This window comes from Streptomyces sp. rh34, assembly GCF_002551245.1.
GTDB lineage: Bacteria > Actinomycetota > Actinomycetes > Streptomycetales > Streptomycetaceae > Streptomyces.
Genome location: NZ_NTGZ01000075.1, coordinates 1 through 13,192 on the forward strand (window position 1 = coordinate 1; position 13,192 = coordinate 13,192).

13 protein-coding genes are annotated in these 13,192 nt (G+C 72.2%); 7 read left to right on the plus strand and 6 right to left on the minus strand.

Translation table 11 applies throughout. The features are described from left to right. Positions 1-555, minus strand: a 555-nt coding sequence (locus CR470_RS16215) for a hypothetical protein (protein ID WP_097868329.1), incomplete at its 3' end; no start/stop codon positions are given. Positions 556-789: 234 nt separating this feature from the next. On the opposite strand from CR470_RS16215, the gene CR470_RS16220 reads away from it, so the two are divergent. Then, entirely contained in the window at positions 790-1,272 is a 483-nt protein-coding gene (locus CR470_RS16220) for a GNAT family N-acetyltransferase (RefSeq protein WP_097868302.1), read from the plus strand. 36 nt (positions 1,273-1,308) lie between these two features. Here the strand turns inward: CR470_RS16220 and CR470_RS16225 are convergent, their stop codons facing one another. After that, positions 1,309-2,589, minus strand: a complete 1,281-nt coding sequence (locus CR470_RS16225) for an exo-beta-N-acetylmuramidase NamZ family protein (protein WP_097868303.1) — start codon at positions 2,587-2,589, stop codon at positions 1,309-1,311. Positions 2,590-2,790: 201 nt separating this feature from the next. Here CR470_RS16225 and CR470_RS16230 point away from each other — a divergent pair, with 201 nt between their 5' ends. From CR470_RS16230 to CR470_RS16245, 4 genes are all read left to right on the plus strand, one after another. Then, positions 2,791-3,561, plus strand: coding sequence for an SDR family oxidoreductase (locus tag CR470_RS16230; protein WP_097868304.1), 771 nt, complete (start codon positions 2,791-2,793; stop codon positions 3,559-3,561). After that, positions 3,558-5,279: an AMP-binding protein gene (locus tag CR470_RS16235; RefSeq protein WP_179892268.1), complete on the plus strand. Its 1,722-nt coding sequence runs from the start codon at positions 3,558-3,560 to the stop codon at positions 5,277-5,279. Before CR470_RS16230 ends, CR470_RS16235 begins: the two co-directional genes overlap by 4 nt. 49 nt (positions 5,280-5,328) lie before the next feature. Then, a complete protein-coding gene (locus CR470_RS16240; protein ID WP_097868305.1) occupies positions 5,329-5,922 on the plus strand; it encodes a TetR/AcrR family transcriptional regulator in 594 nt (197 codons plus the stop codon). Positions 5,923-6,236: 314 nt separating this feature from the next. Next, positions 6,237-7,568: a M28 family metallopeptidase gene (locus tag CR470_RS16245; RefSeq protein WP_097868306.1), complete on the plus strand. Its 1,332-nt coding sequence runs from the start codon at positions 6,237-6,239 to the stop codon at positions 7,566-7,568. A 71-nt stretch (positions 7,569-7,639) separates the two neighbouring features. Here the strand turns inward: CR470_RS16245 and CR470_RS16250 are convergent, their stop codons facing one another. Beyond that, a complete protein-coding gene (locus CR470_RS16250; protein WP_097868307.1) occupies positions 7,640-8,854 on the minus strand; it encodes an acyl-CoA dehydrogenase family protein in 1,215 nt (404 codons plus the stop codon). Between the two features lie 5 nt (positions 8,855-8,859). Next, entirely contained in the window at positions 8,860-9,882 is a 1,023-nt protein-coding gene (locus CR470_RS16255) for a phosphotransferase family protein (protein WP_097868308.1), read from the minus strand. 153 nt (positions 9,883-10,035) lie between these two features. On the opposite strand from CR470_RS16255, the gene CR470_RS16260 reads away from it, so the two are divergent. Together CR470_RS16260 and CR470_RS16265 are read left to right on the plus strand one after the other, a co-directional pair. Then, a complete protein-coding gene (locus CR470_RS16260; protein ID WP_097868309.1) occupies positions 10,036-11,325 on the plus strand; it encodes an enolase C-terminal domain-like protein in 1,290 nt (429 codons plus the stop codon). A gap of 61 nt (positions 11,326-11,386) precedes the next feature. Further along, entirely contained in the window at positions 11,387-12,322 is a 936-nt protein-coding gene (locus CR470_RS16265) for an NADP-dependent oxidoreductase (RefSeq protein WP_097868310.1), read from the plus strand. Between the two features lie 123 nt (positions 12,323-12,445). Here CR470_RS16265 and CR470_RS16270 read toward each other — a convergent pair whose 3' ends face one another. Then, entirely contained in the window at positions 12,446-12,760 is a 315-nt protein-coding gene (locus CR470_RS16270; protein WP_097868311.1) for a DUF202 domain-containing protein, read from the minus strand. Continuing rightward, the gene (locus tag CR470_RS16275) at positions 12,757-13,152 is read right to left on the minus strand and encodes a YidH family protein (protein WP_097868312.1); all 396 of its coding nucleotides are present in this window, start codon (positions 13,150-13,152) and stop codon (positions 12,757-12,759) included. The genes CR470_RS16270 and CR470_RS16275 overlap by 4 nt, the downstream gene beginning before the upstream one ends. Positions 13,153-13,192: the final 40 nt, after the last annotated feature.

A 13,192-nucleotide genomic window follows, 5' to 3' on the forward strand; every position in this document is an offset into this window, starting at 1 on the left:
GTCGGTCAGGGCGGGCTGCGGCACCGCGATCCCGCAGCCCGTGCACACCGGGCCCGCCCACGGCGCCTCGCCCCGCTCCTGCCGCCACTCGATGCCGGTGCCCGCGCAGACCGGACAGGCGGAGCCGGGGCCGGCGCCCAGAGCCGCGATCAGACGGCGCAGGACCTCGGCGAGCGGCTCGGTGGGATGGACGCCCGGATCGGAACAGCGAGCGACCCCGTGACCACCCCAGGTGCGGCGGTGCCAGTCGTCGAACGCACCGGGCCGCCGCAGCCCCGCGTGCTTCTCGCGCCGCCGCCGCTCGGCGAAACCCGCCTCGTACGCGAGCCAGACGGCCCGCGCCTCCTCCAGCTCGTCCAGCGCGCCCGTCAGACGGGCCGGATCGGGCGCCCGGTCCTCGGGGTCGATCCCGTGCCGGGCGCACAGATGGTCCCAGGTCGCCCGGTGCCCGTACGGGGCGAACCTCTCCAAACACTTGCGCAGCGAATACCGCCGCAGGGCCAGATCCCCCATCGGATCGCGGACCTGTCTCGCAAGACTCCGGAAACCGGCCATGACATCGCCACCTCCGTCGCTCGTCCTTGGACGTCATGGAATGGACGTACGCCTGCCCGTTCCGGCTCCATCGAAAGGTGGGATCCGTCCATTGGCCGAGACTCTCCATGTGGGAGGGGGTGCCGCTGACGGAAGCGGAGCGGCGCGCGGACGGGTGGTGCGGGGGCGTGCGGCCTCGCCGGCGCGCTCGAAACCCGATGGCGGAGGCACGGTTCCGTGCGGTTGGGTTCGCTCATGACACCAGCTCACCCGCGCCTGGAAAAGGTCACCCCCGACACGGTGCTCGACGCCTGTCGGCTGGAGGTCGCGCCCGCGCAGCGCGCGTTCGTCGCCCCGGTCGCGCGGTCCCTGGCCGAGGCCTATGTGCATCCCGACATCGCCTGGCCCCGGCTCATCTGTGACGGCGAGCGCATCGTCGGCTTCGTAATGGCGTACTTCGACCTGCCGTTCGACTTCGACGCCGGAGTGCCGGACGCCCCGCCCCGCTCCGGGCTCTGGCGGCTCGCCGTCGCCGCCGACGAGCAGGGCCGGGGCTACGGGCGGTTCGCCGTGGGGGCGGTGAACGAGGAGATCCGCCGACGGGGCGGGGCGGTCTCGACCGTGACCTGGAAGCCCGGCGAGGGCGGTCCCGAGGAGTTCTACCTCCGCGTCGGCTACCGCAAGCGGGGCCTCACCGACGACGGCGAATACCTCGGCGACCTGGACCTGACCGACTGAACCGCCCACCGGCCGGCCAGGTCCGGCACGTCCGCGCTATCCGCCGTACCGCAGATACCTCCGCCGCTTCGCCCGGAACGCCGACAGGTCCCGCTGCCACGCCCGTACCACCGTGTCGGTGTCCGCGCCCGCGTCGATCATCGTGCGGACCCGGGTGTTCCCGGTGAGCTTGTCGATCCAGTTGTCCGGCCGCCAGGCGAAGCCGCTCCAGCTCTGCTTCGCCGTCACCAGCAGGGCGATCCCGGTGCGGACCGGGTCGAAGACCTCCCGGTCCTGGACGTGCACCTGCACCCCGCCCACCGTCTTCCCCGCGAACTTGGAGAACACCGGCGCGAAATACGCCTCCCGGAAGGCCACCCCCGGCAGCTCCAGGGCGTTCGCCGCGGCCGCCCAGCGGTGGTCGACGCCCTCCGCGCCCAGCAGCTCGAAGGGGCGCGTGGTGCCGCGGCCCTCGGAGAGGTTCGTGCCCTCGAACAGGCAGGTCCCGGAGTAGACGAGAGCCGTCTCGGGCGTCGGCATGTTCGGGCTCGGCGGCACCCACGGCAGCCCGGTCTCGTCGAAGAAGTCCGAGCGCCGCCACCCCGACATCGTCACGATGTCGAGCCGCGCCGGATTCTCGTGCAGGAACTCCGCGTTGAAGAACAACGCCAGCTCCGCCACCGTCATCCCGTGCGCCTGGGCGATCTCCCGGCGCCCGACGAACGTGCCGAACGCCGGGTCCAGCACCGGCCCGAGCGCCGCCCGCCCGGTCACCGGGTTCGGCCGGTCCAGCACGACGAGGCGCTTGCCCGCGAGCGCCGCCGCCTCCATGCAGTCGTACAGGGTCCAGATGTACGTGTAGAAGCGCGCGCCCGCGTCCTGGATGTCGAACAGGACCGTGTCCACGCCCGAGGCGGTGAAGATGTCCGCGAGCGGCTGCCCGCTCTTGAGGTACGTGTCGTAGACCGGCAGCCCGGTCGCCGGGTCGTCGTAGCGGCCCTCGGAGCCGCCCGCCTGCGCGGTCCCCCGGAACCCGTGCTCGGGGCCGAAGACGGCGGTCAGGTCCACCCGTGCGTCCGAGTGCATCACGTCGACGATGTGCCGGACGTCGGCCGTGACACCGGTCGGGTTGGTGACGATCCCGACCTTCTGGCCCCGCAGCAGCCGGTAGCCGTCGGCCGCCAGCCGGTCGAAACCGGTGAGCACCCGGCCGCGCCCGTGCCCGGAGCCACGCCCGGGGGCGGCCGACGCCGCTGCGGGACCCATGCCGGCCGCTGTCGCCGCGAGCGCGCCCACGGCGCCTCCCGCGGCCAGCACACCACGTCGGGACAGGCTCATTCCGCTACCTCCATGATCGCGCCGACTGTCATGGCCACGCACGCTAGCGCGGGCCGGGGCCGCGCGGAACGACCTGGACCGAGCCGATTCCCCCAGCCGGTCCCCGGGATCCGTACGGGCGCCGTCCGGCCCGCTCCCGACCCTTCCCGGATCACATACCGACCGGTTAGTCTGCCGGTGCAGCCGGAGAGGAAGGGCGGGATGACGATGGGTACGGTGCAGGGCGCCGGCGTAGTGGTCACAGGGGCCGGGGGCGGCATCGGCGCCGCCCTGGCCCGCAGGTTCGCCGCCGGGGGCGCGCGGGTCGTCGTCAACGACCTCGACCTCGCCCGGATCGAACCGCTCGCGAAGGAGATCGGCGGCTTCGCCGTCGCCGGGGACGCCTCGGGCATCGTGGACGCGGCCCGCGCGGCGCTGGACGGCACGGTGGACGTCTACTGCGCCAACGCGGGCCTGGCCTCGCCCGGCGACGCGTTCGCCGACGAGGAGGTGTGGGCCGCCGCCTGGGACGTCAACGTGATGGCCCACGTCCGCGCGGCCAGGGCCCTCCTGCCCCACTGGCTGGAGCGCGGCAGCGGCCGTTTCGTCACCACCGCCTCCGCCGCCGGGCTGCTGACGATGATCGGCGCGGCCCCGTACAGCGTCACCAAGCACGGGGCGGTCGCCTTCGCCGAGTGGCTCTCCCTCACCTACCGCCACCGCGGGATCAAGGTGCACGCGATCTGCCCGCAGGGCGTGCGCACCGACATGCTCACCGCCGCCGGTTCGGCCGGCGAGCTGGTCCTCGCTCCCGGCGCCATCGAGCCGGACGCCGTCGCCGACGCGCTGTTCGAGGCGATGGACGCCGACCGCTTCCTGGTCCTGCCGCACCCGGAGGTCGCCGACTACTACCAGGCCCGGGCCGCCGATCCCGACCGCTGGATGGGCCGTATGAACCGCCTCCAGCAGAAGTGGGAGGCGAGCGGCGCATGAGTGCCCCCACCCCCAGCGGCCCCGGCGGCCCGGCTTTCGACGTACCCGACTCCGGCGGCTCGATCTACGCGGCCCGGCCGTGGCTCGCCCTGCTCAGCGACGCCCAGCGCGCCCCCGTCACCCCGCCCGCGACCGCGCTGCACGCCTTCCGGGCCGCCGCCGGGCGGGCGCCCGACCGCCCGGCCCTGGCCTACTTCGACGGCCGGCTGAGCTACCGCGAGACCGACGAGTTGTCCGACTCGGTGGCCGGACACCTCGCCGCCCGGGGGCTGCGCCGCGGCGACCGGGTCGCGATCATGCTCCAGAACAGCCCGCACTTCGTCCTCGCGCTCCTCGGCGCGTGGAAGGCGGGGGCCGTCGTCGTACCGCTCAACCCGATGTACAAGTCCGGGGAGGTCGGTCATGTCCTCGCGGACGCCCAGGTCACCGCGCTGATCTGCTCGGACCGGGCGTGGGAGGGGTATCTGCGGGACACCGTGGCGGCGGCCCCGCAGCTCACCGTCGCCCTCACCGCCTGCGAGCTGGACCTCCAGACCGTGGACGACCCCCGTGTCCTCGGCTTCGAACGGCTCCCCGCCCCCGGCCCCCACGACCTCGCGGACGACCTGCTCACCGCGGCCCGCGCCGGGAACCCGGCCCCGGAAGGCCGGGAGCTCACCGCCGCCGACACGGCGCTGATCAGCTACACCTCCGGGACGAGCGGCACCCCCAAGGGCGCGATGAACGCCCACGGCAACATCATGGTCAACGCCGAACGCCAGCGCACCGGCCATCCGATCGCCGAGGGCGCCGCCTACTTCGCGCTCGCCCCGCTCTTCCACATCACCGGCATGGTCTGTCAGTTCGCCGCCTGCGTCGCCAACGCGGGCACCCTCGTCCTGGCCTACCGCTTCGAGGCGGGCGTCGTCCTGGAGGCCTTCGCCGCCCACCGACCCGCCTACACCGTCGGCCCGTCCACCGCCTTCATGGCGCTGGCCGCGCATCCGGACGTCACCCCGGACCACTTCGCCTCGTTCCGGGTGATCTCCTCCGGCGGCGCGCCCCTGCCGCCCGCGCTCGTGGAGAAGTTCCGCGCGGGTTTCGGCCCGTACCTCCGCAACGGCTACGGACTCACCGAGTGCACCGCTCCCTGCGCCTCGGTCCCGCCCGAGCACGAGGCCCCCGTCGACCCGGTCTCGGGCACCCTCTCCGTCGGCGTCCCCGGCCCCGACACCTTCGTACGGATCCTCGACGAGACGGGCCGGGAGGTCCCCTTCGGGGAGCAGGGCGAGATCGCGGTGCGCGGCCCCCAGGTCGTCTCCGGCTACTGGAACCTCCCCGAGGCCACGGCCGCCGCCTTCCCGGACGGCGAGCTGCGCACCGGCGACATCGGATTCATGGACGCGGCGGGCTGGCTGTACGTCGTCGACCGCAAGAAGGACATGATCAACGCCTCCGGGTTCAAGGTGTGGCCGCGCGAGGTGGAGGATGTCCTCTACACCCACCCGGCGGTGCGCGAGGCGGCCGTCGTGGGCGTACCCGACGCGTACCGGGGGGAGACGGTCCGGGCGTACGTGAGCCTGCGTCCGGGGGCCTCCGTGGAGTCCGACGAGCTGAGCGCGTACTGCGAGGAACGGCTCGCCGCGTACAAGTATCCGCGCGAGGTGGAGATCCTGGCCGAGCTGCCGAAGACGGCGAGTGGGAAGATCCTCAGGCGGGAACTGCGTTCCCCCCGTTAGAACAGCGTCGAAACAGCGCACGCACGGTACGAAAGGAAGGTGGCGGCTCATGGCCAAGGCGACGGATCAGAACGGCACTCCCGTCCCTCAGAGGCTGCTGGCCGCCGCCACCCGGCTCTTCGCCGAGCGCGGGTACGACCGCACCTCGGTCCAGGAGATCGTCGAGGCGGCGGGTGTCACCAAGGGGGCGCTCTACCACTACTTCGGCTCCAAGGAGGACCTTCTCCAGGAGGTCTACGCCCGGGTGCTGCGGCTCCAGCAGGAGCGGCTGGACGCCTTCGCGGACGCCGAGGCGCCCATCGAGCGGCGGCTGCGCGACGCGGCGGCCGACGTGGTCGTCACGACCATCGACAACCTGGACGACGCGGCGATCTTCTTCCGCTCCATGCACCACCTGAGCCCCGAGAAGAACAAGCAGGTGCGCGTCGAGCGCCGCCGCTACCACGAACGCTTCCGGGCCCTGATCGAGGAGGGCCAGCGCAGCGGCGTGTTCTCCTCGGCCACCCCCGCCGACCTGGTCGTCGACTACCACTTCGGCTCGGTCCACCACCTCTCCACCTGGTACCGCCCGGACGGCCCGCTCAGCCGCCAGGAGGTCGCCGACCACCTCGCGGACCTGCTGCTGCGGGCCCTGCGCCCGTAGTCGGCTCCGGGCCGGAGCAGGGGCCACCACCCACTGGCCGGCTCCGCCGGTCGGGGTGAGTCTGGATATATGTCGTATGTCCTGCCTCCCGATGAGGCGCCAGGGTTCGCGGGCGAACCACTGTTCGTTAATAGAACGGCTATGTCCGGTTTCCGCTCTTGACGGAGCACGGTCACTTCCTTGAGCATCGGTCACGCATTGCGCACCTCTGGGCCGCTTGTCCCGGCCCACGCTCCAGGACCCGGCCGGATCACCACACGGCCGGGGACCCCCCGCACGTTCCGTCAGTCCCCAACGGAATCCGGAGCCCGTGAATGAGACCGAACCGTTTCACCCTGCGCAGATCCCCGGCGGCCGCCCTGGCCGTCGCCCTCGCCGCCGTCCTCGGAGCCGGAGTTCCGGCGGCCCAGGCCGCCGCCGAGCCGGCACCGGCGACGGCCGCCGCGGCGCCCGACATTCCCCTGGCCAACGTCAAGGCCCACCTCACGCAGCTCTCGACGATCGCCGCGAACAACGGCGGCAACCGCGCCCACGGACGCCCCGGCTACAAGGCGTCCGTCGACTACGTGAAGGCCAAGCTCGACGCGGCCGGATACACCACCACGCTCCAGCAGTTCACCTCCAACGGAGCCACCGGCTACAACCTGATAGCCGACTGGCCCGGCGGTGACCCGAACCAGGTCCTGATGGCCGGGGCCCACCTCGACTCGGTCTCCTCCGGCGCCGGGATCAACGACAACGGCTCCGGCTCGGCCGGCGTCCTGGAGACCGCCCTCGCCGTCTCCCGCGCCCAGTACCAGCCCGACAAGCATCTGCGGTTCGCCTGGTGGGGCGCGGAGGAGCTGGGCCTGGTCGGCTCGAAGCACTACGTCAACAACCTGCCGTCCGCCGAGCGTTCCAAGCTCTCCGGCTATCTCAACTTCGACATGATCGGCTCGCCCAACGCCGGTTACTTCGTCTACGACGACGACCCGGTCATCGAGAAGACCTTCAAGGACTACTTCGCCGGTCTGTCGGTCCCGACCGAGATCGAGACCGAGGGCGACGGCCGTTCCGACCACGCCCCGTTCAAGAACGTCGGCGTCCCCGTCGGCGGACTCTTCACCGGCGCGGGCTACACCAAGTCCGCCGCCCAGGCGCAGAAGTGGGGCGGGACCGCGGGGCAGGCGTTCGACCGCTGCTACCACTCGTCCTGCGACACCACGAGCAACATCAACGACACCGCCCTGGACCGCAACAGCGACGCCGCGGCCCACGCCGTCTGGACCCTGTCCTCCGGCAGCGGCGAACCGCCCGCCGGGGACGTGTTCAGCAACACCACCGATGTCGCCGTCCCGGACGCGGGAGCCGCGGTGACCTCGTCGATCGCGGTCACCGGACGGACGGGCAACGCCCCGACCGCCCTCCAGGTCGGCGTCGACATCAAGCACACCTGGCGCGGCGACCTGGTCGTCGACCTGGTGGCCCCGGACGGCACCGCGTACCGGCTGAAGAACTCCAGCAGCGGAGACTCGGCCGACAACGTCATCACCACGTACATGGTCAACGCCTCCGCCGAGGTCGCCAACGGCTCCTGGAAGCTCCGGGTCCAGGACGTCGCCCGTCAGGACACCGGCTACATCGACAGCTGGAAGCTCACCTTCTGAGTCCTGCCGTACGTGTACCGCAGCGGCCCCCTCCCGAAGAGCACCTCGGGAGGGGGCCGCACCGCTGTCCGTCACACGTACCGCTTGATCTCCCGCCGGGCCAGCGACCGCTGGTGCACCTCGTCAGGACCGTCCGCCAGCCGCAGCGTCCGCGCCGAGGCCCACAGCTCCGCCAGCGGGAAGTCCTGGCTCACCCCGCCCGCGCCGTACAGCTGCACCGCCGAGTCGAGAATGTCCACCACCGCGCGCGGGGTGGCGATCTTGATGGCCTGGATCTCGGTGTGCGCGCCCTTGTTGCCCACGGTGTCCATCAGCCAGGCCGTCTTCAGCACCAGCAGCCGCAACTGCTCCACCGTGACCCGGGCGTCCGCGATCCAGTTCTGCACGACGCCCTGCTGGGCGAGCGGCTTGCCGAACGCCGTACGCGCCACCGCCCGCCGGCACATCAGCTCGATGGTGCGCTCCGCCATCCCGATCAGCCGCATGCAGTGGTGGATCCGCCCCGGGCCCAGCCGCGCCTGCGCGATGGCGAAGCCGCCGCCCTCCTCGCCGATCAGGTTCGCCGCGGGCACCCGGACATCGTGGAAGACCACCTCGGCGTGACCGCCGTGCGAGTGGTCCTCGTACCCGTACACCCGCATGGCCCGCCGCACTTCGAGCCCCGGGGTGTCGCGCGGCACCAGGATCATCGACTGCTGGCGGCGGGTGTCCGCGCCGTCCGGGTCGGTCTTGCCCATCACGATGAAGACCGCGCAGTCCGGGTTCATCGCCCCGGAGATGTACCACTTACGCCCGTTGATGACGTAGTCACCGCCGTCGCGGACGATCCGGGTCTCGATGTTCGTCGCGTCCGAGGACGCCACGTCCGGCTCCGTCATCGCGAACGCGGAGCGGATCTCCCCGGCGAGCAGCGGCTCCAGCCACTGCTTCTTCTGCTCGTCGGTGGCGAACTGGAAGAGCACCTCCATGTTCCCGGTGTCCGGGGCCGCGCAGTTCAGCGCGGTCGGCGCGAGGTGCGGGGAGCGTCCGGTGATCTCCGCGAGCGGGGCGTACTGGAGGTTCGTCAGCCCGGCCCCGTACTCCGCGTCCGGCAGGAAGAGGTTCCACAGCCCCTGCCGCTGCGCCTCGGCCTTCAGTTCGCCCACGACCGCCGGGGTGTCCCAGGGCGATGCGAGCCGCGCCCGCTGCTCCTCGGCGACCTCCTCGGCCGGATACACGTGCTCGTCCATGAACGCGAGCAGCTTGCTCCGCAGCTCCTCGGTACGGGCGTCGAATGCGAAGTCCATGGGGTTCAGCCTTCCTGGAGGGTGGTGAGGCCGTGCTCGATGAAGACGGGGACCAGATCTCCGATCCGGTCGAAGCCCGCGCCGACGGTCTGGCCGAGGGTGTAGCGGTAGTGGATGCCCTCCAGGATCACGGCGAGCTTGAACCAAGCGAACGCGGTGTACCAGGAGATGGCTGAGGTGTCCCGGCCCGAGCGGGCCGCGTAGCGCTCGATCAGCTCGGCGGCGGACGGGTGCCCGGCCGCGCCGCTGGTGGTGGAGACGGGCGACTCCGGCAGGTCGAGGTCGGAGCTGTACATCACGAGCAGCCCGAGGTCGGTCAGCGGATCGCCGAGCGTGGACATCTCCCAGTCGAGGACGGCCCTGATCCGGTCGTCGGAGCCGAGCAGCACGTTGTCCAGGCGGTAGTCGCCGTGGACGACGGTGGGCGCGGGGGAGGAGGGCAGCCCGCGGCCGAGGGAGGCGTGCAGCTCGTCGATGCCCGCCAGGTCACGGTTGCGGGAGGCGTCCAACTGCTTGCCCCAGCGCCGCAACTGCCGGTCCAGGAAGCCGTCGGGCCGCCCGAAGTCCCCGAGCCCCACCGCCCCCGGATCCACGGCGTGCAGGTCGACCAGGGTGTCGATGAGCCCGAGGACTGCCGCCCGGGTGCGCTCGGGGCCCAGCGGCGCGAGCTGCTCGGCGGTGCGGTACGGGGTGCCCTCGACGTACTCCATCACGTAGAACGGGGCGCCGATCACGCTGTCGTCCTCGCAGAGCAGCAGCGGCTCCGGCACCGGGACGGCGGTGGGGTACAGGCCGCTGATCACGCGATGCTCGCGCGTCATGTCGTGCGCGGTGGCCAGCACATGGCCGAGCGGAGGCCTGCGCACCACCCACCGGCCCGCCCCGTCGCTGACGGTGTACGTGAGGTTCGAGCGGCCGCCCTCGATCAGCCGGGCTTCGAGGGGCCCGCTCACCATCCCGGGCCGCTCACGGTCGAGGTGGCCGCGCAGCAGCTCGAGGTCGAGACCTGGTGGGGGGACTGAGCTCATGGTGCGTACCTCCGGGCGACGGAACGAGGCGACTGGCGATCGGGAACCATGATGCCGACCAGTCGGTATGTCGTCCAGTGTCCTCCCGTGATCCGAGGTGCGGAAGCCGGCACGGCTCTGGCAGGGAAACGCATCCCTGAATAGAGTTCACGTATGAATACAGACGATCTGGTGATCGAAACCGTCCGGCTCACCCCGATCCTCGTGGCCGATCCGCCCCTGCTGAACACGCAGGGCGTCCACCAGCCGTACACCCCTCGCCTGATCGTGGAGGTCGTCACCCGGAACGGAACGTCCGGCGTGGGGGAGACGTACGGCGACGGCGCCTACCTGGAACCCGCGCGTTCCCTCGCCGAGGCGCTCCCCGGCCGGACGGTCATGGATCTGAACGGACTGTTCGCCCTGGCCGAGGAGGTGTGCGGCGACTCGCGCGCGGCCGACGACCGGGTCGACGCCGGGGGACTCCGCGGAGTCAGGAACGTGGAGAAGATCCGGCTCTCGGCCGTCTCCGCCTTCGAGGTCGCCTGCCTGGACGCCCTCGGCAAGGCACAGGGCCTGCCGGTGCACACCCTGCTCGGCGGCAAGGTCCGCGACACCGTCGAGTACAGCGCGTACCTCTTCTACCGCTGGGCCGCCCACCCCGGAGCGGGCGAGGCCGACGACTGGGGGGCCGCGCTCGACCCGGCCGGCGTCGTCGCCCAGGCCCGGCGCTTCGCCGACACCTACGGCTTCGGCTCCTTCAAGCTCAAGGGCGGCGTCTTCGAGCCCGACCGGGAGATCGCCGCGGTGCGCGCGCTGGCCGAGGCGTTCCCGGGCCGCCCGCTGCGGCTGGACCCGAACGGCGCCTGGTCCGTCCCCACCTCGCTGTACGTCGCCGAGCAGCTGAAGGGCGTCCTCGAATACCTCGAGGACCCCACCAGCGGCACGGACGGCATGGCCGCCGTCTCGGCCGGAACCGACGTCCCACTCGCCACCAACATGTGCGTCACCACCCTGGCCGAGCTCCCCGAGGCCTTCGCCCGCGACGCCGTCCAGATCGTCCTGAGCGACCACCACTACTGGGGCGGGCTGCACCGCACCCGGGAGCTGGCGGGCATCTGCCGCACGTTCGGCGTCGGACTCTCCATGCACTCCAACACCCACCTCGGCATCAGCCTCGCCGCGATGACCCACGTCGCCGCCACCGTGCCGGACCTCGCGTACGCCTGCGACAGCCACTACCCCTGGCAGACCGAGGACGTCATCACCGAGCGCCACACCTTCACCGGAGGGCGGCTGGCCGTCTCCGACGCCCCCGGCCTCGGCGTGGAACTGGACCGCGAGCGCCTGTCCGCCCTGCACCGGCGCTGGATGGAGAACGCGACCTACCGTGAGCGCGACGACGCGGCGGCGATGCGCGCCGCCGACACGACATGGACGGCGCCCACCGTCCCGCGCTGGTGAGAGGGCCCCCGGCCGTACCCCCTGAGTTGCGGCGGCCCCGACCTGCGCGGAAGGTCGAGGGATGAAGGCGATCAGCTACAGCGCGTACGGCTCCGCCGACGTCATGGAATACGGCGAGCGGCCCGACCCCAAGGTCGGCCCCGACTCGGTCCTGGTGAAGGTACGGGCGGCCGCCGTCAACCCGGTCGACTGGAAGGCCCGCGAGGGCTACCTCCAAGGGGGCCTCGAAGCCGTCTTCCCGGTGATCCCCGGCTGGGACGTCTCCGGGGTCGTCGTACAACCGGGCGTCGCGGTGGACGAGTTCGCGGTGGGCGACGAGGTCATCGGCTACGTACGCGAGGACTTCCTCTCCCGGGGCACGTTCGCCGAGTACGTCGCCGCCCCGGTGCGCACTCTCGCCCGCAAGCCCCTGAGCCTGAGCTTCGAGGAGGCCGCGGGCCTGCCGCTGGCCGGCCTGACCGCCTACCAGGTGCTGCACCGCACCCTGAAGATCCGGGACGGCGACACCGTTCTGGTCCACGCGGCGGCGGGAGGCGTCGGATCGCTGGCCGTCCAGATGGCCCGGCACACCGGGTGCCGGGTGATCGGCACCGCCAGCCCCCGCAACCACGAGCACCTCCGCAGCCTCGGCGCGGAGCCCGTGGAGTACGGCGAAGGCCTCGTCGACCGGCTGCGCGAACTGGTCCCCGACGGCTTCGACGCCTCCTTCGACACGGTGGGCGGCGACGCGCTGCGCGCCTCCGCCGACACCCTCGCCCCTGGCGGCCGGCTCGCCTCCATCGCGGACAGCGAGGTCTTCTCCTACGGCGGCCGCTACGCCTTCGTGCGCCCCGACGCGAACGATCTGGCCCAGGTCGCGGAACTGGCCGAACAGGGCATCGTCACCGTCCATGTGGACCGGGTGTTCCCGCTGGAGCAGGCTGCCGACGCGTACCGGCTCAACCAGGAGGGGCGGACCCGCGGCAAGATCGTGGTGACGGTGGACTGGGACGCCTGAGCGACCCGGGCCCGCCCGGACGGACCGTCGGGGCGGGCCCGGAACAGCATCGCCGCTCGGGCCTGGTCCGGCAGCCCGGCTCGGAACAGCATCGGTGCCCGCGCCCGGCCGGGCAGGCCCGGCTCAGAACAGCATCGCCGCGGCGAACACCGCCAGCGCCACCGTGCACAGCGCCGCCGCCAGCGCCCCGCGCGGGGCGAGCGGCGCCGGCCGCGCCGCCTCCATCCGCAGCATCCGGCGGTGGGCCACCCCCAGGAACCCCAGCCAGGCCGCCGCGCTCAGCGCCACCGCGATCAGCGCGGCCGGTGTCGCCCCGCTGAGCAGCGCCTGCCGCACGGCGAGCAGCGCGACGACCGTGGCGGACAGTGTCGTACGCCGCCAGGCCAGCCGTGTCCGCTCGGGCTGCAGCCCGGGATCCCTCTCCGCCGTCGCCGTCACACGCCCTCCCAGCCGAAGAGGACCACCACCACCATCGCCACCGCGACGACGGCGACGACGAGGCTCAGCAGGGTCGGGAACCGGGACACCGGCAGATCCTCGCCCCGCCGCATCGCCCGCTCGCACCGCACCCAGTGGTTGACCGCCCGCAGCGCGCAGAACACCCCGGCGGCCAGCAACCCGAGCGCGAGCCCGGCCCGCACGCCCCACACCAGCTCCGGCAGGAACTGATCGACGGCGAAACCCCCGCCGATCAGGGCCAGAGCCGTCCGGATCCAGGCGAGGAACGTCCGCTCGTTGGCCAGGGAGAACCGGTAGTCGGGGGTGTTCCCCTCCTCCCGGATCCGCTGCGGCGCGAACCACAGCCGCACGCTCTGCACGATCTTGTTCACATCTGGAACCCTAGGGGGTACATGCCGATCGGGCCCGGTC